Source organism: Rhodococcus sp. IEGM 1318 (assembly GCF_033142465.1).
GTDB lineage: Bacteria > Actinomycetota > Actinomycetes > Mycobacteriales > Mycobacteriaceae > Rhodococcus_F > Rhodococcus_F qingshengii_B.
This window is the reverse complement of the sequence record NZ_JAWLSC010000001.1, coordinates 681,864-702,771: the sequence shown is the minus strand read 5'-3', so window position 1 is coordinate 702,771 and position 20,908 is coordinate 681,864. Positions and strand designations below refer to the sequence as shown.

23 protein-coding genes and 1 pseudogene are annotated in these 20,908 nt (G+C 60.3%); 5 read left to right on the top strand and 19 right to left on the bottom strand.

Going from position 1 to position 20,908, the window contains the following annotated elements; genetic code table 11:
- Positions 1-10 precede the first annotated feature (10 nt).
- Positions 11-628, top strand: coding sequence for a GtrA family protein (locus R4P65_RS03295; RefSeq protein ID WP_317825427.1), 618 nt, complete (start codon positions 11-13; stop codon positions 626-628).
- Positions 629-654: 26 nt separating this feature from the next.
- Here R4P65_RS03295 and R4P65_RS03290 read toward each other — a convergent pair whose 3' ends face one another.
- From R4P65_RS03290 to R4P65_RS03270, 5 genes are all read right to left on the bottom strand, one after another.
- On the bottom strand, positions 655-1,977 hold the full coding sequence (locus R4P65_RS03290; protein ID WP_317825426.1) for a HAMP domain-containing sensor histidine kinase: 1,323 nt from the start codon (positions 1,975-1,977) through the stop codon (positions 655-657).
- Positions 1,978-2,003: 26 nt separating this feature from the next.
- Positions 2,004-2,684: a response regulator transcription factor gene (locus R4P65_RS03285; RefSeq protein WP_003940916.1), complete on the bottom strand. Its 681-nt coding sequence runs from the start codon at positions 2,682-2,684 to the stop codon at positions 2,004-2,006.
- A gap of 37 nt (positions 2,685-2,721) precedes the next feature.
- Entirely contained in the window at positions 2,722-3,288 is a 567-nt protein-coding gene (locus R4P65_RS03280; RefSeq protein ID WP_317825425.1) for a PH domain-containing protein, read from the bottom strand.
- A gap of 58 nt (positions 3,289-3,346) precedes the next feature.
- Positions 3,347-3,922, bottom strand: a complete 576-nt coding sequence (locus R4P65_RS03275) for an HdeD family acid-resistance protein (protein ID WP_230812521.1) — start codon at positions 3,920-3,922, stop codon at positions 3,347-3,349.
- Positions 3,923-4,039: 117 nt separating this feature from the next.
- Entirely contained in the window at positions 4,040-4,894 is an 855-nt protein-coding gene (locus tag R4P65_RS03270; RefSeq protein ID WP_317825424.1) for a biotin--[acetyl-CoA-carboxylase] ligase, read from the bottom strand.
- Between the two features lie 115 nt (positions 4,895-5,009).
- On the opposite strand from R4P65_RS03270, the gene R4P65_RS03265 reads away from it, so the two are divergent.
- The 3 genes from R4P65_RS03265 to R4P65_RS03255 are packed head-to-tail and all read left to right on the top strand — an operon-like array spanning position 5,010 to position 7,648.
- Positions 5,010-6,650, top strand: coding sequence for an acyl-CoA carboxylase subunit beta (locus tag R4P65_RS03265; protein WP_003940853.1), 1,641 nt, complete (start codon positions 5,010-5,012; stop codon positions 6,648-6,650).
- Entirely contained in the window at positions 6,647-6,988 is a 342-nt protein-coding gene (locus tag R4P65_RS03260; protein ID WP_230812517.1) for an acyl-CoA carboxylase subunit epsilon, read from the top strand. The genes R4P65_RS03265 and R4P65_RS03260 overlap by 4 nt, the downstream gene beginning before the upstream one ends.
- Before the next feature lie 18 nt (positions 6,989-7,006).
- The gene (locus tag R4P65_RS03255; RefSeq protein WP_317825423.1) at positions 7,007-7,648 is read left to right on the top strand and encodes a nucleoside triphosphate pyrophosphatase; all 642 of its coding nucleotides are present in this window, start codon (positions 7,007-7,009) and stop codon (positions 7,646-7,648) included.
- A 93-nt stretch (positions 7,649-7,741) separates the two neighbouring features.
- Here the strand turns inward: R4P65_RS03255 and R4P65_RS03250 are convergent.
- Positions 7,742-8,467, bottom strand: a pseudogene (locus R4P65_RS03250) (DUF222 domain-containing protein); the annotation flags it as partial.
- A 36-nt stretch (positions 8,468-8,503) separates the two neighbouring features.
- Here R4P65_RS03250 and R4P65_RS03245 point away from each other — a divergent pair.
- Positions 8,504-9,937 carry a recombinase family protein gene (locus tag R4P65_RS03245; protein ID WP_317825422.1) on the top strand — a complete coding sequence of 478 codons (1,434 nt, stop codon included), beginning with the start codon at positions 8,504-8,506 and terminating at the stop codon, positions 9,935-9,937.
- A 25-nt stretch (positions 9,938-9,962) separates the two neighbouring features.
- On the opposite strand, the gene R4P65_RS03240 is transcribed toward R4P65_RS03245, so the two are convergent.
- The 13 genes from R4P65_RS03240 to R4P65_RS03180 form a co-directional block, all read right to left on the bottom strand.
- The gene (locus R4P65_RS03240; RefSeq protein WP_317825421.1) at positions 9,963-10,556 is read right to left on the bottom strand and encodes a hypothetical protein; all 594 of its coding nucleotides are present in this window, start codon (positions 10,554-10,556) and stop codon (positions 9,963-9,965) included.
- A gap of 23 nt (positions 10,557-10,579) precedes the next feature.
- Positions 10,580-12,073 carry a hypothetical protein gene (locus R4P65_RS03235; protein WP_317825420.1) on the bottom strand — a complete coding sequence of 498 codons (1,494 nt, stop codon included), beginning with the start codon at positions 12,071-12,073 and terminating at the stop codon, positions 10,580-10,582.
- Between the two features lie 15 nt (positions 12,074-12,088).
- Complete coding sequence (locus R4P65_RS03230) at positions 12,089-13,807, bottom strand: hypothetical protein (RefSeq protein ID WP_317825419.1); 1,719 nt, start codon at positions 13,805-13,807, stop codon at positions 12,089-12,091.
- Positions 13,808-14,123: 316 nt separating this feature from the next.
- Positions 14,124-14,414 carry a hypothetical protein gene (locus tag R4P65_RS03225; RefSeq protein WP_317825418.1) on the bottom strand — a complete coding sequence of 97 codons (291 nt, stop codon included), beginning with the start codon at positions 14,412-14,414 and terminating at the stop codon, positions 14,124-14,126.
- Between the two features lie 3 nt (positions 14,415-14,417).
- Positions 14,418-14,798, bottom strand: a complete 381-nt coding sequence (locus R4P65_RS03220) for an HK97 gp10 family phage protein (protein WP_317825417.1) — start codon at positions 14,796-14,798, stop codon at positions 14,418-14,420.
- Positions 14,798-15,136: a hypothetical protein gene (locus R4P65_RS03215; protein WP_317825416.1), complete on the bottom strand. Its 339-nt coding sequence runs from the start codon at positions 15,134-15,136 to the stop codon at positions 14,798-14,800. The genes R4P65_RS03220 and R4P65_RS03215 overlap by 1 nt, the downstream gene beginning before the upstream one ends.
- A 12-nt stretch (positions 15,137-15,148) precedes the next feature.
- Positions 15,149-15,562 carry a hypothetical protein gene (locus R4P65_RS03210; RefSeq protein ID WP_317825415.1) on the bottom strand — a complete coding sequence of 138 codons (414 nt, stop codon included), beginning with the start codon at positions 15,560-15,562 and terminating at the stop codon, positions 15,149-15,151.
- Positions 15,563-15,573: 11 nt separating this feature from the next.
- Entirely contained in the window at positions 15,574-15,924 is a 351-nt protein-coding gene (locus tag R4P65_RS03205) for a hypothetical protein (RefSeq protein WP_317825414.1), read from the bottom strand.
- Complete coding sequence (locus tag R4P65_RS03200; RefSeq protein WP_317825413.1) at positions 15,924-16,235, bottom strand: hypothetical protein; 312 nt, start codon at positions 16,233-16,235, stop codon at positions 15,924-15,926. Before R4P65_RS03200 ends, R4P65_RS03205 begins: the two co-directional genes overlap by 1 nt.
- The gene (locus R4P65_RS03195; protein WP_317825412.1) at positions 16,235-18,010 is read right to left on the bottom strand and encodes an Ig-like domain-containing protein; all 1,776 of its coding nucleotides are present in this window, start codon (positions 18,008-18,010) and stop codon (positions 16,235-16,237) included. The genes R4P65_RS03200 and R4P65_RS03195 overlap by 1 nt, the downstream gene beginning before the upstream one ends.
- Positions 18,010-19,167, bottom strand: coding sequence for a phage portal protein (locus R4P65_RS03190; RefSeq protein WP_317825411.1), 1,158 nt, complete (start codon positions 19,165-19,167; stop codon positions 18,010-18,012). The genes R4P65_RS03195 and R4P65_RS03190 overlap by 1 nt, the downstream gene beginning before the upstream one ends.
- Entirely contained in the window at positions 19,167-20,486 is a 1,320-nt protein-coding gene (locus tag R4P65_RS03185) for a terminase large subunit domain-containing protein (protein WP_317825410.1), read from the bottom strand. The genes R4P65_RS03190 and R4P65_RS03185 overlap by 1 nt, the downstream gene beginning before the upstream one ends.
- Positions 20,487-20,550: 64 nt before the next feature.
- Positions 20,551-20,868: a hypothetical protein gene (locus tag R4P65_RS03180; RefSeq protein ID WP_317825409.1), complete on the bottom strand. Its 318-nt coding sequence runs from the start codon at positions 20,866-20,868 to the stop codon at positions 20,551-20,553.
- Between the last annotated feature and the right edge of the window lie 40 nt (positions 20,869-20,908).

Sequence of the window (20,908 nt, the reverse complement as noted above, 5' to 3'; positions counted from 1 at the left end):
CTCATCTGTTGTGCCATTTGTCGACGGGGTCATTGCCCGCATACCCCAACCGTTTCGTGACATCGCTCTGCGTCACAGCGAGCTGATCAAATTCGCGATCGTCGGCGGCACGACCTTCCTGATCGACTCCGGCATCTTCTACACACTCAAGCTGTCGATCCTCGAATCCAAGCCGATCACGGCCAAGATCATCGCCGGCGTCGTCGCGGTGATCGCGTCGTACATTCTCAACCGCGAGTGGTCGTTCAAGAACCGCGGCGGCCGTGAACCAGCGCACGAAGCTGCGCTGTTCTTCATCATCAGCGCCATCGGTGTCGTTATCAGCTTCATCCCGCTGTACATCTCCAGTTACGTCTTCAACCTGCGCGTACCCGAAGTGAGCTTGGCGACGGAGAACATTGCCGACTTCATCAGTGCGTACGTCATCGGAAACTTGCTGCAGATGGCGTTCCGATTCTGGGCCTTCCGCAAGTTCGTGTTTCCCGACGAGAATCCAGAACCGCTCGAACTGTCGGACACCACGGCGCTATCCGAAACCACGGCGCTGTCGGAAACCACGGCGCTATCGGAAACCACCGCGCCCGACCCGGTAATTCCGGACGCCGAAGAGGAACTCGGACACTCCTGAGTCTTCCGTCAGCGCGAGCCTTTCGGTCAGCGCGGTTCGCGGTGCGGAACGACGTCCGCGGGCGGAGCAGTGTTGGCCACGGGCAGGAAGACCGCGAACAAGGCAGGCTTACGCCGCTGCAGTTCCAATCGCCCCCCGTCGGCTTCGATCAGAGCGCGTGCGAGCGCCAACCCGACGCCGGTGGACCCGGCCCCCGAGAATCCTCTGTCGAAGATATGCGGTGCAAGATCGTTTTCCACGCCGTCGCCTTCGTCGGTGACCTCGACGCACACCATCGAGTCACGACGAGACGAACTGCGCCCGGCACCGTCGATCAATCGGACAGACACCGTGCATGTGCCTTCACCGTGTTCGAACGAGTTGTCGACCAGAACGGAAACAGCTTCACGCAGACGCGATCCGGTGGTCGCGGCCATCACTGTGCGATCGCCTCGCAGACGGAGCCTGCGCCCCTCTCCGTCGAACTGAGCTTGCCAGTCGCGGGTCACCTGTTCCAGCTCGCCGACTACCGACACCAAACTTGCCGACGACCCGCTGGTACGCGACGAGCGAATCAGGTCGTCGATTCCGTCGGTGAGCCTGTCGACTTGCGCCATGGCTTCCTCTGCCTCGTTGACGACGTCAGGATCTTCGTGAACGGACAACTCGTCCAGGCGCAGCCGCACCGCGGTCAGTCGACTGCGCAGTTGATGCGAGACGTCCGCAACCAGCGCGCGTTCTCGTTGCAGCCGCACGGAGATCTCCACGGTTGCCGCGTCGAGGACGTCGGAAACGCGGTCGAGTTCGGGGATGTCGTGCCGACGAGGATCTGGACGGAAGTCGCCTTCGGCGAGGCGCGCCGCCCGGTCGGCCACGTCCTGCAGCGGATCGGCAAGCCGCCGCGCAGTGACCACGGCGACCACGGTGCCTGCTGTGATGGACAGAAGCACGAGTACGCCGACCGCCATCACCGCCTGCTTCTGCTGGGTGCGCAGGTTCTCCGACGGCACCTCGAGGCGCAACGATCCGGAGGTGCCCATCGCGAGCGATTCGACGAGTGCGTTCTTGACCGTCGCCTCGCCGACGTCGACACGCGCAGCGCCGTCGACGGCGGTCGGATACACGACGACGAGCCGCCCGTCGTTGGGAGTGAGGACCTTGAGCGAATCGGTGTTCAACGCACCTTCGACGAGTCCGTTCGTCCCTTCTTGCGCAATGACCTCGGCGGCCATCCGGTCGAGTCGCACCCGGAGATCACTCCGCGTGACGTCCTCGACCCAGAGCCACGCCGTGTAGATCAGCGGAACCCCCAGCAGCAACGCCGTCATGATCACGACAGCGAGAATCGACTGCAATATGCGACGTCGCATGCCGGCAGTTCCTGATTCTCGAGAAGCTAGTCGGTGTTGATTCGGAATCCGACACCGCGGACGGTGGCGATTCTGCGTTCCACGGCCGGGCCTTCGTCACCGATCTTTCGGCGCAACCACGACATGTGCATGTCGAGCGTCTTCGATCCACGTAGCTCGACGTCGCCCCACACCTCGCGAAGGATCGTATCGCGCGAGACTACTTCCCCGGCATGCTCGAGGAGGACTCGGAGAAGTTCGTATTCCTTGTTGGCCAAGGCGATTTCGGAGCCGTTGACGAGTACGCGACGCGCCGCCGGCTCGAGCCTGATGCCACCGACCTCGACGATCGTGTCCTCGCGGCCACCGTGGCGACGCAAGAGTGCTCGCACACGTGCCATCAACTCGGCGAGGCGAAACGGCTTACTGACGTAGTCGTCGGCGCCCGCGTCCAGGCCGACCACAAAGTCGACTTCGTCGGTTCTGGCGGTCAGCATCAGAACGGCAAGCGAGGTGCGATGCGCACGAATCTGTCGACAGACCTCGAGGCCGTCCATGCCGGGAAGGCCGAGATCGAGAATCAACAGATCGAAATCACCTTCGAGCGCCTGCTGCAACGCAGCGGGTCCGGTCGGTTCGACCGTCACCGAATACCCTTCACGCCCCAATGCGCGGGAGAGGGGTGCAGCAATGGCCTCGTCGTCTTCGGCTAGCAATACGGCAGTCACACGAACAGACTACGGACAACACGCCTTTGCACGTTGATTACCAGCCATTTCGATCGTTCGGGTCGTCGTTTTCACCTGGCGGCCGCTGTGGCGGAGGCGGTGGTGGCTGCTGCGTGGAATCGAAAACCTGGTGATACAGCAGGGCGTGAACGTGCTCGACATCCGGAATGTCGTCGAACTCGAGCGGATCGTCACTGGCAGAAGCGATGACCAGAGTTCCGGTCTTGAGCATTCGATCGATCAAGCCGTGGCGGAACTGAACATTGCTGATCCGCCCCATGGGAATGTCGATACCGGTGTGCGTGAGCACTCCGTGGCGGATGAGCACACGTCGATCGGTGACGATGAAATGCGTGAACTTCCAGACAGTGAACGGCGCAATCGATCGCCAAGCCACGACGGCGAGCCAGACGATTCCGACGGCGATGGACGACACGGCCCGAGCCGTACCGTCCAATCTCGTCTGAGCGAGGCCCAACAAGAACCCGGCGACGGCCGTGGCAAGCACGAACGTCAGCGCCGGAAGCACCAACATCTTCCAGTGAGGATGGCGATGCAGTATCAGTTCCTCGTCTTGAGCGAGGGCGTCTTCGGGATATCCCATGACGGGAAGTCTGCCATCCCGCACCGACTTTCAGGCACAACGTCAATCAGGCCAACTCTCAGGGCTGGGCGATCTTTCGCAGCACCAACGGGGTCACGACGATGATGATGCCGTACAGCACCATCCACACACCGACCACGATGCGGAAGACGTCGAGTGAAAGTTCCGGCTGCAACAGGACGATTGCGCCGGCAACGATGCTGATGACTCCGAGCACGATCGACAGACCTCGATCGACCGTGTGGCCGGATGCCGCATCGACCAGGTCGAGCACCCCTCGGAATACCCACCACGCGCCGATCACCAATGCGATCAGGACCACGGTCTGCAAAGGGCTTCGGAGAACGAGGAATCCTAGGAGCACTGCCAACGCGCCGGAGATCGCGACCAACGTCCGGGTTCCACCCGTAGCCGTCACGTCCGCGAACGAACGGATTATCTGGACGAGTCCGAATCCGAACAGCTGAATCGCAATGACAACCGCCACCACGAACAGGGTGGCATCCGGCCACGCGAGTACCGCGATACCCAGGCCCAATGTGAGGACACCGAGCAGCACCGTGACGCCGGTGAGTACGCGGCGGGCGCTCTCGGCCGTCTCGGCTTCGGTCGGAACAACGATCGGTGTGGTCATGACGCCCCTAGGCAGCTAAGTAAATCCCGCAGTCGAGTGAAATGAAGGACGGACGGTTGGTTCGAAACAGGTCCGGGCCAAAAATTAGCACTTTGGTGCCAGAAAATCCGGCAAGGCTCACGATTCGGTTACCGGGGCGGTCCGAAGGTGTGTGATGTCACCAGCTGCGACCGCAAAGCTCTCTCCTTCTGCTCCCTCGATTTCGATGACGACGCGACCGGAAGTGTCGACGTCGGTCGCGATACCGAACACCTCCTTGTCGCCCGGCAAAACCGCGCGGACTCGTTTACCCAGCGTCCCGCAGCGCTGCCGGTACTCGGCAGCCAACACAGATGTATCCCATTTCGACGATTCCCAAGCACGGAATTGAGTCGCCAACTCGCGGGCGATTGCTCGAACGAGGGTGTCACGGTCGACGGTCGATGCTTCTTCGATCAGGAGCGATGTGGCGGTCGGGACGGGCAGCTCCTCGACACCCAAGCTCACGTTCAGTCCGATGCCCACCACCACCGCGGGATCGGGCGCCGTCCTTGCCACCTCGGCCAGAATTCCGGCCACCTTCTTGTCACCGATCAGAACGTCGTTCGGCCACTTGAGTTCTGCGGGCACCTCTGCCACGTTGCGCAGTGCGTCGACGACCGCGATTCCCGACAGCAGCGGCAGCCAGCCCATGTCTGCGAGATTCATTCCGGGCATCGACAACAGAACCGACATCGAGATCTGCGCTTGCGGAGGACTCACCCAAGTGCGCGAATGACGGCCGCGCGCACTCGCCTGATATTCGGCGATCAGAACATGACGGTCGGCATCCGGATCTGCCGCTCGCGCAAGGAGATCCGCGTTCGTCGAGCCGGTCTCCTCGACAACGTCGAGGCGGTTCCAGAAAACGCGCGAGTCGTCGTTGTCACTGCGCACGAGTGCGCGTCGTAGGGCATTGCCGTCGAGGGGCGGTCGGTTCAAGTCGGTCCACATAGTCCCAGCCTATGACGACAGCGAGAATGTACTGGTCAGTAGCTTGAGCCTGCAAGACAGCGACAATCGGACCTGCCTTCGAAGCCCCCCACGCACTCTCGTTAAGCTCACGTCCATGACCACTGTCCAAGAGCCGAACGCGCCGGAGGCGGCGGCCGCACCCGATATCCACACGACCGCGGGAAAGCTCGCGGACCTGCGGAATCGCCAAGCCCAGGCGCAGGCACCGAGCGGCGAAGCCGCCATCGACAAGGTGCACGCCAAAGGCAAGCTGACCGCCCGCGAGCGCATCACCGCCCTCCTCGACGAGGGCTCCTTCGTCGAACTCGACGCACTGGCACGGCACCGAAGTGTGAACTTCGGTCTCGCTGACAACCGCCCGGTCGGCGACGGCGTCGTCACCGGTTACGGCACCATCGACGGCCGCGACGTCTGTGTCTTCTCACAGGACGCCACCGTCTTCGGCGGATCGCTCGGCGAAATCTACGGTGAGAAGATCGTCAAGGTCATGGACCTCGCGATCCGCACCGGTCGCCCCCTCGTCGGCATCAACGAAGGTGCAGGCGCGCGCATCCAGGAAGGCGTCGTCTCGCTCGGCCTCTACGGCGAGATCTTCCACCGCAACGTCCAGGCCTCGGGTGTCATCCCCCAGATCTCACTGATCATGGGACCCGCCGCCGGCGGCCACGTCTACTCCCCCGCGCTGACCGACTTCGTCGTCATGGTCGACGAGACCTCCCAGATGTTCGTCACCGGCCCCGACGTCATCAAGACGGTCACCGGTGAAGACGTCACGATGGAAGACCTCGGCGGTGCTCGCACCCACATGGTCAAGTCCGGTGTCGCCCACTACGTCGCTTCCGGCGAGCAGGACGCACTCGACTACGTCAAGGACCTACTCAGCTACCTGCCGTCCAACAACCAGGCAGCCGCTCCCCGCGGCGAGATCACCGACCCGATCGTCGGTTCGATCGAAGACAGCCTGACCGCCGAGGACATCGAACTCGACACCCTCATCCCGGATTCGGCCAACCAGCCGTACGACATGCACGAGGTCATCCGTCGCATCCTCGACGACGACGAGTTCCTCGAGGTCCAGGCCGAGCGCGCGATGAACATCATCGTCGGTTTCGGGCGCGTCGACGGACGCTCGGTCGGCATCGTCGCCAACCAGCCCACCCAGTTCGCGGGCTGCCTCGACATCGACGCTTCCGAGAAGGCCGCTCGCTTCGTGCGCACCTGCGACGCGTTCAACGTCCCGATCATCACCCTCGTCGACGTTCCCGGCTTCCTCCCTGGAACCGAGCAGGAATACAACGGCATCATCCGCCGCGGCGCGAAGCTCCTCTACGCGTACGGCGAAGCAACGGTCGGCAAGATCACGGTCATCACCCGCAAGGCTTACGGCGGAGCGTACGACGTCATGGGCTCCAAGCACATGGGCGCCGACGTCAACCTGGCATGGCCCACCGCTCAGATCGCCGTCATGGGTGCATCCGGGGCAGTCGGATTCGTCTACCGCAAGCAGCTTCTCGAAGCCGCCAAGAACGGCGAAGACGTCGATGCACTGCGCCTCAAGCTGCAAAACGAGTACGAGGACACACTCGTCAACCCGTACGTCGCCGCTGAGCGCGGATACGTCGACGCAGTCATTCCCCCGTCGCACACCCGCGGACAAATCGTCTCCGCATTGCGACTGCTCGAGCGCAAGGCCGTTTCCCTTCCGCCCAAGAAGCATGGGAACATTCCCCTATGACCGCAACCACCGAGGACATTCTCAGCGAAGATGTCGCACTGGCGGAGACTGCACCGACCAACGGTGCAGTCGTAGAGGGAAGCGCGACGGACGTCTCGCTCACCGAGCTGACCGAGACGTCGACATCCGACGCGTCGGTCATCAAGATCGTCAAGGGTTCACCCACGGACGTCGAGATTGCGGCACTGGTCAGTGTGCTCGCTGCAGCTGCCGGCAGCGGTCAGGCTCCCGAGTCCAACGTTCCGGCGGAGACCTGGGGCGACCCGACTCAGTTCCACCGCACGCGTGCGCCGTTCTCGCCGTACGCGTACCTGAACCCCGCGATCCGTCGCAGCTGACAATCAGTATCTGCTGACGTGACTCAACTGGTTCTAGCTTCAGCGTCCCCGGCTCGCCTCGCCATTCTGCGGGCCGCCGGGGTTTCGCCGCTTGTCCGTGTCTCCGGTGTCGACGAGGACAAGATTGCCGACAACCTCGGCCCCGACGCCGCTCCCGAAAAAGTCGTGACGGTGTTGGCCGAAGCCAAGGCCGCCGAAATCGTCCCCGGCCTCGCCGCCGACAATCTAACCGACGTCGTGGTTGTAGGGTGCGATTCGATGCTCCTGATCGACGGGCAGCTTCAAGGTAAGCCGGGCAGCGTCGATATCGCCCGAAAGCGATGGGCGGCAATGGCCGGTCGCAGCGCCACCCTCTTGACCGGGCACTGTGTCCTGCGCGTGGCCGACGGCCGCATCGTTCGCATGGCCTCGGATCACAGCGCAACGGTCGTTCATTTTGCGCAACCTTCCACCGAGGATCTCGAGGCATATCTGGCAACGGGCGAGCCGCTCCAAGTTGCCGGAGCATTCACCCTCGACAGTCTCGGGGGCTGGTTCGTGGAGAGGATCGAGGGTGATCCCTCGAGTGTCATCGGCATCGGATTACCTTTGGTGCGAACACTTCTCGAGCGCGTTGGGGTTTCCGTCTCGGATCTCTGGCGCACTCAGAGCATCTTCTGACGCGTTTTCTCCAAGCACGACGACCAGCCCCGCATCGGGTCCATGCCGATGCAAAGCTGGTCGTTTCTGTTGTCTCCGAAGAGGTTTGCGCCTTCAGGTTTTGAAGGTGGTGTTCGCCGGACGCGGGTGCTGCCCGGGGTCGATCGAGGGTGGCGGGATGAACCACGGTTTGTTGTCGACGCCGATTCGGATCACCCATTTTCCGACGAACCCGGTCTTGCGGTGCATCAGCCGGTGGTGCGAGCGGCACAGCAGGACAAGGTTGTTCATCACCGTAGGCCCGCCGTTAGCCCAGTGCCTGATGTGGTGCGCGTCCGTCCACGCCGAAACACACGAACAGCCCGGGAACGCGCAGCCTTTGTCTCGGGCGATCAACGCGACTCGTTGTTCGGCGGTGACCAACCGTTTTCCGGGTTTCGCATCGAGCGGTGCGCCATGATCGTCCAGCAACACGGTCGAGAGGAAACAATCACACCCCAACAACCTCGTCTGCGAGACCGACAGTGGTCCAAGCCATGGCATGTGCCCGACGTCGAGATCCGGCAGGTTCAGATCGGGTGAGTCTTCGTCGTCCACGTCAGAAGGCGCGGCGGCGCAGTCCCGGTGCTCAGCCAGGTCGCGAGCGTTGATGTGCACGTTCACGTGCGGACGCTGCCCACCATCCGTACCGGTTTTGGCGCAGTCGAGATAGCGGCGGATCAGTTCGGTGAACCCGTCCGCTGTCCGCTTCGCCGCGGACCGGGCATCGGGCGTTCCGTCCGGCGCCGGGGTGGGCATCGTCAGATTCGACAGGGCGGAGAGCAGCATTTCGCCGGTCATTTACGTTAACAGGGGTCAGGTCTAGAGTCCCAGGGCATGGACAAGAAACAGGCCCCTACCAGGGCAATCATCTACACCCGCGTCTCGAAGGACTCAGCCGGTACCGGGCGATCCGTTGCCGAGCAGGAAACCGAGTGCCGCGCCGTCTGCGAGCGCGAGGGCTGGCCGGTCGGTGAGGTTCTCCAGGACAACGACATAGGCGCGTCTCGCTGGTCCGGCAAGGATCGGCCCGCATACCGCCGACTAGCCGAAGTGCTGCGCCCTGGCGACGTGCTGGTCACCTGGGAGGCTTCGAGGGCACAGCGAGACCTCACGGCCTATGCGGAGCTGCGCGACCTGTGCGCGGCGTTGGGCGTCCTGTGGAACTACAAAGGTCGCACCCATGATCTCAACGTCGGCGCGGACCGGTTCACCACAGGGCTTGATGCGCTGCTGGCTGAACGGGAGGCCGATGAGATCCGCGACCGTGTGCTGCGAGCGCTCGAAGCCAATGCTGCCGAGGGCAAACCTCACGGGAAGATCGCCTACGGATACCGAGCGGTCCGAGATCCACAGAGTGGGCTGATTACCGCCCGTGAGATTGACCCCGAAGCGGCTGGCTGGATTCGTGAGATGGCTGAGCGCGTGCTGCAGGGCGAGTCACTGCGGGCCATCTTGAAGGACGTGAACCCCCGCGCTGGCATGAAGTGGTATTCGGCAACGATCTCTAAGATGCTGCGGTCCCCCACTCTGGCAGGACTACGGACGTACAAGGGCGAGACGCTACCGGGAAACTGGGAACCCATCCTCACGATGGACGAGCACAAGAGGTTGGTGACTGTTCTCGGTGATCCAGGTCGGCGTACGTCGTACCGAGGGACAGAGCCGCGCTACCTGGTGTCGGGCATCGCTGTCTGCGGCGTCTGCGGAGGGCCGTGCTACGTAGGGATGAATCACAAGAAACCTACGTACGTGTGCAGAAACGGTGGACATGTGTCGCGGATGGTCTCCGACGTTGATCCGGTGGTGATCGACAAGATGATACGAATCATCAACCAGCAGAGAGTCAATGTGTTCCTATTCCGTGAGGATGACGGAGAAGGCCGGTCCACAGGTAACGAGTCGGCAGAGTGGATTGCCAAGGCTCAGCTGCTACAGGGCAGGCTCGATGAGTTCTCGGAATCTGCAGCAACGGGCGAGATCTCGAAGTCCGAGTATCTCAAGATATCAGGGTCCATCAACAAGCAGATCGCTGAAGCCAATGCCAAAGCTGCCGAGACTGCAGTGAATAGTGACCCCATGCTGGAGCTGCTTTACCGTGAGCCTGAAGAGGTTTGGGAGAGCGCGAACATAGACCAACGTCGTAGGTTCATCCGGGCGACTGTCGACGTACGCATATTGAAGACCGGAGCAGGCAAGAGATTTGAAGAGAGTTCGGTGCAGGTGACCGATATTCGATCCAACGCAAAAAGCACCCCCACTCAGCCGTAAGACCAAGCAGGGGTGCATCGTTCGATCAGGGTTGACGGAGCCAGGTTGCCGAGAAGCGCCCGCGCATACCACCATAGGAGTTCTGACCGGCGAGCTGGGTGCCGCCAGAGTTCTGGTAGACACCGACCGTGAGCCAGTCACCGGCTACTAGCTTGATCTGGCATGAAATGCGGTTGGTGATGTCGAGACCGTTAGCCACACGTCCGCCGTCGACATCCACGATATTGCCGGTCGCGGTGCCGTTCTTGTAGAGGTACATCGAGCGGTTGCCGGTGCCGGATGTCAGCCAGGGCCAAGAGACCTCGATCTGATGGACGCCAGCGACCCGACAGTTCCAGCGACCCGATGCAAAGGCTGCCGATGCACCAGTGGGCCAAAGATCGTAGTCGGCAGAGGCCCAGGTAATCGGCGTGATGGTCGCCGTCGCGATGCTGACACCACCCGATGCAACCAGAAGGCTGGCCGAAGGCGGTTCCTGTTGGGCCACAATGGGTATGCCTGCAGCCCAGAGAGCGGCGTCGACACCGTCCATTGCTGCTTGCATCTGAGCGGCACCGAGGTATATCGGATCGCCGGAAGTCGGATACGGAAGAGAGTAGTGAGATGTTACGCCAGCCATTGTCTTTGGCCCCTTCGTGAGTGTTACGGGTATGAGGTCGGATATGCCTGCAGTGACCCGGAGTTGAGGAAACGAACGTCGGCCCAAGTCATCGGGGTATCGACGTAGTAATCGTTGGCACCGTGAGGGGAACCAGGAGCGTCGTAATCGCCCCACTTGACCTTGGTGTCCATCGAGGACCAGGCGATCGAACCGCCCACAGTGGCATCCAGTCCGGTCGTCTGCAGGGTGAGGTAGAACTTCCAACGTGGACTGGTGCCGCCCTCGCTCGTGAAGATCATGGTGCCGCCAATGAGACCGAAGCTCGGAGGAATGGTCTCGTTCATGACGGTCCAGGGTGAGCCGTACAGGAAGAACTGAGTCATGCGTTCGGAAGCCTCGACCAGAAGCCTTGCGCCCCTAATGGAATCGAAGCCATACCCTGTGGCCTTGGTGTCGTACATGATCTGTGAGTGTTGAGGATCTGCACCTTCCTGGGTTGCCCGGTCCAAGATGTACGGTGCAGTCTGGCCGGTAATGTACGCGGTCTGGCAGATCATCGAGTCGTTAGTGATGAGCCGTCGACCGTAGGCATCGGGATCGCCGTTGGACAGGCCGTAAGTAGCGTCCGCGTAGGAGATCGTGGAGTCCGGGTAGGTCACTTCCACGCGGTTGATGTCGGCGTTGGGGTTGATCGTCAAGATGTCCGTGTCACCGGTTACGACGCCGCCAGACAAAGGCATTCCCTTGTAGGCCACAGCAACGTCGGGTGAGTTCTCTGCTGCCTGTGTGTATCCCTGAGCCGCAGGAACCAGGATGTGATCTTCTCTGCCACCGGTCGGACCCTTCTGGAAGAGATAGACCGTGTCCCTACGCTTACGACGCATGTTGCGGACGTTGTTCTCGGAGGCGACATAAGACATCGTGTCCCCAAAAGAGCCATAGAACTGGCGAACCAAGTCGAGGACCGTACGACCGCCTACATTTTCCTGCCCCATCGGCCAGGTGACCGTGCCCGCATTGAAGAAGAAGTCCGAAATCGTTGACACCGACAGAGCAACACTCTTGAGGTAGATGGCTCTGTTCAGTGCGGTTTCCGCGAGGACGCTGGTGCCCGCTGGAATCTTGATGTTGCCGAGATCGCCCAGCTTGTCGGTGGCTGTCAGGTGAACCAGATAGAACCTCGGTACGCCGGTCTTCGGATGCTTCGGCCCCGGTTCGATCGTGATAGCCGAGATGCGGCCACGGAACATGAACCACTCAGCGAAGCCGCCGTCATTCTTGGTGTTGATGGTAATGATCTTGCCGATGATCTCACGGTCGCGCATGCGCTTCACGAAGTAGGTCGTCGGATCTTTGAAGGTGAACTGGAGAGTGCCCGGATCTGGATGTACCAGGTAGTCCGAGCGCCCCCAGGTGAACTTCATGCCGTCAAGGATGTCGATGCCACGGTCATTACCACAGGAGTAGATATAGCTGGAAGTTGGTGCATCACTGCGCTCTTCGAGCCAAACCTCTGGACTCACTTTGATGGTCATCGACATCCCCTTTCGTTAGAAATTGCGTGCATTGGTTGTGCCGGTCGTGATTCCGTAGTCAGACAGAATCTTCTTGAGTTGCACACCTGTGGCCACAGGGTCGATAGCGCCTTCGATGGTGACGTTGACGTTCGTGACGTGCTGAACGACGTTGCCCGAGGAGCCATTCGAGAACGATGTACCGATACCCAGGGAGCCAGACGAAGCCGCTGTGATCTGAGCCGGTGCAGCATCGAAACGCTGGAATGTCTCAGGCAGGAACTTCATGATGTCTGGCGGGAGGAACTTGAACTCTGCTTCACTGGAACCACCGAAGAGGTTTGTCATCCACGAGGGAGGACTCGGGAAGCGGATGCCGGTGATCTTGTCGATGAGCCTGCCGACGAAGTCGATGACACCCTGAATTGCGTCCTTGACTGCCTGCCACACACCGACCGCGACGTTCTTGGCAGTCTCCCATGCGTTCGAGAGACCGTCCTTCACCACCGCGATGATGATGTTGATCTTGTCGATGCCCCACTGGATCGCGTCGAGAATTGCGTTCCAGACCGTCGTTGCGACCGACACCATGATCTCCCAAACGTTCTGGAAGAACTGAGTTTTGGTGGCCACAAGAACGATGATGCCGATCAGGATGACGATTGCCGCGATGATCAGACCAACGGGGTTCATCATCATGGCCAGGTTGAATGCCAGCTGAATCGTGGTCCACACCGCAGTAGCAGCACGGACAACCAGCATGATCGCGTTGTAAGCAACCATCGCCCCTGTGACCGCGTACCAGGCAATAGCCATGCCAGCGAGGAAGGGAGCAATCGGTGTGATGAACGTGAGGATCTGGCCGAGACCCGTTGCAAGAGTTGTGATCAACGGTGTGACAGCAATCAGGGCAGTAGCGAGACCGGTACCGGCTTCAGCAACGAACTGAGCCAGCGGAGGAATCAAAGGTGTCAGGGCCACAACGAGCTCCGCGATAGCCGTTGCCACTTGAGGAAGGACGGGAGCCAGCGTCGTGAAGATCGTGACGAGCGCCTGACCCACAGCACCGCCGACCTCACTGAGAGCCGGGAGCATGCCGGTAACGGCCTGTGCCAAGCTGTTCAGAACCGACGCTAGAACCGGACCGAGCTGAACACCCAACTGAGTGAAGGCGTCGAGCACGGGGGCCAGCAGAGCATCCAGACCGCCCAGAGCCTGATTGAAGCCCTGGAAGAGTGCAGCCGGTACGGCAGAGAACTTCTCACCGATCGTGTCCATGATGCCGCCGAACGACGTGCCGAAGCCTGCCGCCTCTTGAGCCGCTGTGGCACCGAAGTCGATGAGTCCACCAGTAAGACCGACCAATCCGGGAGTCAGGGTCTCGACAAACGTTTTGGAGCCTTCGAGGAGCGCCTGAACGCCTGCCCTGCCTGGACCCGCAATCTGGTCGATGACGCCTGAGAACGCCTGAGAGGTTGCACCCGCGATGCCCTGAAGCTGTGGGGTGAGATCCGTGATGAGACTTCCGAATTGCTGGAAGGCTGGTGTCAGACCCTGCTCGAAAGTGGAGCTGACAGCGTCCCTCACGGCCTGAAACTGCGGAGCAATGGTCTTGGCAGCGTTGCTGATTCCGGTGAAGCCCAGGGCCACCACAGCCAGGGCAGGAGCCGCGACGGCAGCAAGACCAGCAGCACCGAGGGCAATAGATCCGACGATGCCGATAAGCGGTGCAGCTGCAGCAGTCGCCACAGTCATTGCCCCACCCATTTGAACGATAGAGCCGCCGATACGAGCAAAGGCCCCCGAAGCACCGCCACTCAATGTGTCAATGTCCCGAGAGAACTGACGTACTGAGTTGGCTGTGCGACGGAGGCCCCGTGCTGCATCTTCGGCATTGGCAACGATACGAATCGCGAGGATTGCGCTGTTAGCCATTGCTTTTACCCACTTTCGGCTTTCTCAGCCTGTTCGCGCAGGATCTCTACTGCGGTTGCGATAACTTCATCGCCCTCTTTGAGCCATTCACTGACTGGAATGTTCGTGGCCACAGCGAGGGCAACAACCATGTGCGCTATCGAACCGCTTTCGAAGGGTCGATTCCTTCAGGCCCACTCTCGGATTCACCTACGGCACCGGCTTCATTGCAGAAGTCGTCAAAGCCCTTGGTGTACTTGCCGAGTCGAGAGAGTGCCGCGAAGGCCATGAAGTTGATGAAGGTGAGAGGGTCGTCAGTAACGCTGCCCCACTTCTTCATCTTGGCCTGCTTCGAGTAGAGCATCTGATCTGCGATGTTGGTTTTGATGTCCTCGTGCAGAGTTCCGTCTTCCATCTCTACGTCGAGAATCATTCGTGTGAGTGCCATTGTCTAAACCCCTTCAATGCGACCGAGAATCCTGTCGATGCCCCGGTTGTAGTTGCGAACCCACAGCGGCTCAGTAGCTTTGGCAGCATCTGTAGCGAAGTGTGCGGGCTTGATGTTCCGTGCTGGCCAGCCCCATTCGATCGGGTTGGCGTACTTGACTGTCGTGTTGTTGCCGACGCGGACGACGCCTGCTTTCTTGGTAGCGCCAGCTCGGGCAGATCGACCAAGACGACCGGTCCGAGAGGGTGCTGTGTTTCCAGCGACTGTTGCGACGGTGTTGGCGGCTTCCTTGTTGAGAGCCTTCAGATCCGTTGCTTCGATGGCTGCACGTTGCAGCGTCTCGATCAATCGCTGGTCACCCAGCACCCTGACGGTGTAAGTCACTACCGCTCTACAAGGGCGACAGCGGTATTGGCGATGGTCGTACCGGCAAACGTCACAGTGACGGAACCGGTGCCATCGTTGAACTGCTTGACGAGCGGCACCCAAACCTCACCCGACGTGATCGCCAGGACGTATGCGGGATTGGGGTTCGGCTGACCGTAATCGTTGTTGCCGACTACGTCGATGGTCATCGTGACGATGGTTCCTGCCGTGTTCTTGGCAACCAGGAAGCGGTTGTTGCCGGTGCCGATCTCTGCTGTGGCCGAAGCGACTGCAGCGTTGAGAGTGGGCTTGAGACCTGTTGCCACAGAGAGCTTCTGGACTGGAATTGCAACCATGATTCAGAACTCCTAAACTGCCGGGGTCCATACAGGCTTGCCCTGTACAGAGAACTCGAAGTCGGCTGTGGGCTTGGTCTTGACCTTGCCGCCGAAGTCGATCGGGTCGACGGTGAGAGTGCCCGAGAGAGTCGGACCGTCAGCCGTATCAGGCGTGAAGCTGAAAGGCTGTTGGGTACCGGCATTGTCGTGGCAATACTTGTTGATGCCAGCGTCCGACCAGTCCTGTACGACAGTGCCCTTGAGGGTCCAGGTGTACGTGACATCGCCAGCGAGAACATCGCCACAGAGGGTGTTGAGTGCGTCCTCTTCATTCTTGTCGGGAGAGAGGGTGGCTTCGGTGATCTGGCAAGAGATCTCGATGAGAGTGCCCGACACACCAATCGTCAGGGTGCCTGGTCCCATCGTTCCGTAATTGACTGTCATTTCTGTTCTTTCTAGGAGGTAGGCACCTTGACAGTGACTACGAGAACCGGGAGCGGTTGACCGCTGAACCCAGGGGGTGTGATTACGCCGACCTGTGTGTCCCCATCCGGGTTGAGCACCGTGAGAACTTTGTCGAGCAGGGCAGAGAGATTGATGAGCGCCTGAGGGCGGCCCACGTCCCCAGTGATGAGAGTCAGCTTGATCGTCATTTCCGCTTGGCCACAGAGGTACTCATGACTGAGTGACTCCAGGTCAACGAAAACGCAATCAGGGTTGATGTCTCGGGGATCGAGGACCGCGTGCAGACCGTCGACGGAATTGAGCAGGTCCACAAGGGACTGAAGGGAGCCGAGAAGGTCCATCATCCGACCATCGGCTTCCGGTAGCTGCCAATTTCGAGGAGCATTGCGATGTCAGGATCGTTCCGCTGGATATAGACAGGTCCGAGATCGCCCATACTCTCGACACCACTGGAGGAGTTACGACGACGGTAAATGCGAGCCGCCAACATAACTCCCGCGTAGACGTGCCGGTACGGGAACTCGGTGCCCTTCCAGGCGAGGAGCAGATCATTCACCGCGTCCACAGCGTCCTCGACCAACTGAACATCAACGCCGGGGCTGAGTTTCAGGTAGTCGCGGACGGCTGTGTATGTGACGGGTGAGTCAGGCATTAGCTGACCGTGATTGCTGCGGTGTCGGTCTTGCCCTGGTAAGTAGCCGTGATGGTTGCTGCAGCGCCGGTAGCGACACCGGTAACAACACCAGCGGAGTTCACCGTTGCACGGGCAGGGTTGCTCGTGGTGAAGGTGACGTACTTGTTCGGGATGACGTTGCCGCTGTTGTCCTTGACGACCAGGAGCTGAGTTCCAGCCACAGCGATGGTTGCCGTTGCCGGGGTCAGATCCAGGGTCCAGCCGGATGCTTCCACGAAGACCTTGACGAGACCTGCAGCGTTGGCGAGGAATTCAGCGTGGTAGCCGAAGAGTGCGCCGTCGTAACCACCGTTGCTGATGGATACTGCGTCGACACGGATAGGCGAACCGCCCAGCTCGTAGAACTCGACAGCAGGCTTTGCACCGACGATGACCTGACCCTTGGGCACGAACTGAGATGCAACGAATGCGGACGGGCTGACTCCGAGAAGTTCCAGGAAGGCAGGAACATCGTTGGCCGATACGTTGATCAGCTCCAGGTGGTCCTCGGGGTTGACGAGCACGAAGGCCGCAGGAGCGCGGGTATCGAGCTTGACACGCTGAGCCGCGAGAGCAACGGCCTTCAAGATTCCTTCTGCGGCACCGGCAGCCGAAGCGTTGGCAGCGATGAAGGCAGCCAGAGCCTCGTCGGTCTCGTATGCGTAGGACTCAGCCATAGCCGAGAAGTACGCCGCGATGAACTCGGAGTCGTTGAAGTCGATGAACTTCCGGTCGATGTCGTGCGCGCCAGCCAGACGGAGAGCGTCGATGTTGACCGCTTCGGTCGTGGGCTGATTCGACGGGACATCGTTCTTGTCACCGGCATACGAAGCAACCTCGGGCTTGACCAGCCAGCGCCATCCAACTGCACGGTAGGAGGTCAGGGACTTGTTGGTGACGAGAGGAACGATGACGCGGTTGTACTGAACGCCGGACCACACCTCTCCGACCCAACCTGCAGGCGAGACAGCGGTGTTGGCCGAACGGGTGATGTCTGCGAGTGCAGCCGTGATGGTGTCGTTCATGTCACCGTTGCGAACTGCGTGCAGAGCCTGAACAACCTGAGAGAAGGTGATTTCAGACTTCTTGGGAGCGAGGACACCACCGGGGTTGAGGAGCTTCTGTGCTGCCTCGACCTCTGCGGCCTTTGCCTCTGCTGCGATCTTGTCGGATGCGGCCTTCTCTGCGGCTGCAATCTGCTCTGGGGTGAGTTCCATTTCGGTTTCTTTCTGTGAGCCGCCAGCGGATGCCGGGGAGTCTGATTTCTGTGCCAGGACGGACGACACGCGTGCATCCGAGAAGGCGGGGACTGCGACCAGGGCGACCGCGTCCAGTAGTGCGGAGATGACTGTCTTTCCGTCAGCGGACATTTGGACTGCGGAGAGTTCCACAGAGAGTCCGTCACGGATACCTTCGGCTGCTTCGACCAGGGCGATGTTGCCTGCCTCGGTGTTGCCGACCTTGAACTTTGCGACCAGCCCGTTGGGACCGTCTTCGATTGATTCCAGGTAGCCGACCGGAGATTCACGGTCATGATTGCGGAGCAGTTTCACTCGCTTCATGTCCTCGGGAATCTTGATTGCGCCAGCCTGGACAGTGACCTTGCCACCGGATGTGATGCCGGGGATGCCATATGGCAGAGCCAAGCCGTTGATGACTCGGGTCTCTACTGCCACAGCATCGGTAGGCAGGGAGACTGCTTCACACCGAAGGGGTCCGTTACTGTCGGCTGCTTGGATGGTGTTGTCGGACATTACTTTCCTGCCTTCGGTGAGTTGGATACCGGTGCCACCGAGGAAGGGGTTGCACCCGATGGCACCGGCTGGTCTTGGACGCGCTCGTCGTCGGACTTCACAGAGAGAGGAAGTTCGGTGCCGAGCACCTTGGTGACCTCGAAGTCGACGTGAACGCCCTTGGGAGACACGTCATCTTGAGAGAGTCGGGAAGCAATCGCCGCAATGTAGGGAGCCAGACCGTAGTCCAGGAACTCTGCGTTGCGGCTCTGCGTGGTTTCGTAGGTAAGACCACCGACCTGAGCCTGAGCGTCGATGAGTGCAGCCGGAATGCCCATGAGCCGAGCGATGTCGACAGCAGCAGCATTTCGACCCTCGGTGAGAAGGTGCTCGTTTGCCGATCCGTGTTCCTGTAGCTTGATCGACTTGTTGGTATATGCCACACCGCCATTGACGCCGCGCCGAGCAGCCACCCAGTCATTGACGAGGTCACTGACTTCAGTTCTCGTGAGCTGTGTGTCGCCCTCGTCGTGAAGTTCGATGTAGGCAGTAGGAGTAGCAGCAGCCCTGTCGGCAGACTTCAGAAGGTTGGAATACTGGCGAATAGTGCGAGCGCCAATCGCCAAGATGCCCTCATGAATACCGGGGATGAGAACGTACTCGTCTTCCCGAGCCGGCTTGGCGTCAGCACCGGTACCGATAAGGATCTGAGTACCGTCGTCGCTGAACGACCAGTTGGCGTAAGGAACATGGGAAGCCGCAATGATGGACTTGTCGAACTCACTACGAACGACGCGCCAGAGCGAGAAGCCGTAGAAGATCAGATCGTCCACAGTGGACTGCATGCGGTGGAACGGTGAGAGCATTCCACCTGTATGGGTAAGCCATTCGGGCTGTGTGGCCACCGGCTTGCCCTCGTCGTCGTAGGCGATCAATGGCAGTCGCGCAAGGAAGCCGCAGAGCAAACCGCGACCACGAACGACCGACGAGATCGACATAGCCTCTTGACGAGTAGGTGGAAGCTGGGCAATGAGATCGTCACCGAGCAGCCCCGTCCAGGCCACAGTCTGCAGCGGGGACGGCTCTGGTGCCCAGGGTGTTTCGATCTGCACTCGATGTGCCGCAGCCTCGATGACATGACCGTCAGGCACACCGAATAGTTCTTTCCAGAACCCCATTACGAACCTTCTTTCGCGAATGCAAAGCCAGGCTTGGGGGCCATCGGCTTGACGTGAGTGATTGCTCTGACCGCCAAGGTGGCTGCTTCGAGCGGAGCAATTGATGCTTGGTCGCTGGTGCGTTTGAACATCCAGGCGTCACCGACCGTGCGTTTGTCGGCGTACTTGACTGCCTCTGACATCGCGTAGTTCGGACGAAAGAGGATGGTGCCACAGATGATTCGGTCATAGACACCAGCAGCTGCAGCGCAACAATCCTTGGTGGACAACGTCAGCATCGGGATGTGTTCGAGATGGAGGTAGTCAGCCACGGTGCCCGAGGGACCGAAGCTGTCTACACCGATGTCCGACCTGTGGTTTGCGTACAGTTCGGCCAGTCGTGGTCCGACCCAATCGGTTCCTTCTCGGAATTCGATCAGCTCGACTATCGGAACACCCTCGACAATGGCTGCAGCACAGATGGCCGATGTCTTTCTATCGACACTGACCGCTGCACCGAAGCCGACACGAGCGTCATCCGGGATCTTCAGCTCAGTCTTGGTGCGTGCGTAGGCATCCAAGGGGACGAACTGCTCACGAGAGTTGGTCCAGCGGTTGCCGTATGCGCGAGCGAACTCACCGGGCGTCATCTGAACCTTGGCTGATTCGAGAGCCTTCATCTGGATGGTGTGACCGATTGCGGGATGGTGCGAGGCCACAGTGGGGAGGTCATTGGGGTCTACATCCTCGGGAATTGCCCACTCGAAGTATGCAATTCCAGGTTCTGCGGCCCTGCCCTTCTCGACATAGCCCTTGAACCAGACACTGTCTGCCGTACCAGCTGTACTGGTGATGACCGTTTGAGCACCTACGCGAGTGGCCTGAGTAGGGGTGATGGCCTGAATTACGCCCATTCCCTTGGCCATATCGAACGACCAGGCTTCGTCTACGAGGTTGAGGTCGGACTGTTTACCGTGCAGCGCATCATCTTTGGGTGGATGTGGCCGCAGTGTGGAGCCATTGGAGAAGGTGATCGACTCACTACCCTTGGCGCGCCGAATCGCCTTGATGACTCGTGCAAGCGGTGACTGTTCGAGTAGGTCGGCCAACTCATTCCACTTGTCGACGGCTTCGAGGCCGGTTTGCGCTGTGTGCCAGCATCTTTGATTGGGCTTCTGCAGGCAGCGATGCACCAGTGTGGCCAGCTCTAGTGTCGTCTTTCCCGACTGCCGAGGGACCGTGATGACCACAAGGGGGTAGATGTAGTTACCGAATCCGTCAGATTCACCGGCCACATCAGCGCAATACCGCTGCCAGGGCATGAGTGGAGTGCCCAACATTTCAGCGATCTTCGCTACTGCGCCACCGTAAGTCGGTCGTGAGTAGTCCCTTGCCGTAGCGAACTTAGGGGGTGGTGTATCCAGGCTTTCCCAGTTCATCGAAAAGCCTCCCTAGTTCATCTCCTTCTGCCTTCGCATCTCGACTCAGCGGCGTCATCTTCAGCGCCAGCAGGATGTCTTTGTACGGAGTCAGAAGTTGTGCGATTGCATAGCCAGGCTTGGAGCTGGTCGGTAGGGCTTCCGATGCGTCTAGTGCGTAGGCAGCTGCACGTGCCGCTGATACGAGTGCTAGGTCGGAATCCTGTAGTAGCGCGTCTCTCTGGGCTGCAGCTATAGCCTCTTCCAGCCAGATCGCGTGTCTTCCTTTGATCTCTTCAGTCATTTCTGAGCCGTTCTAAGTGGCCCCCTAGACGCTTTTCGGG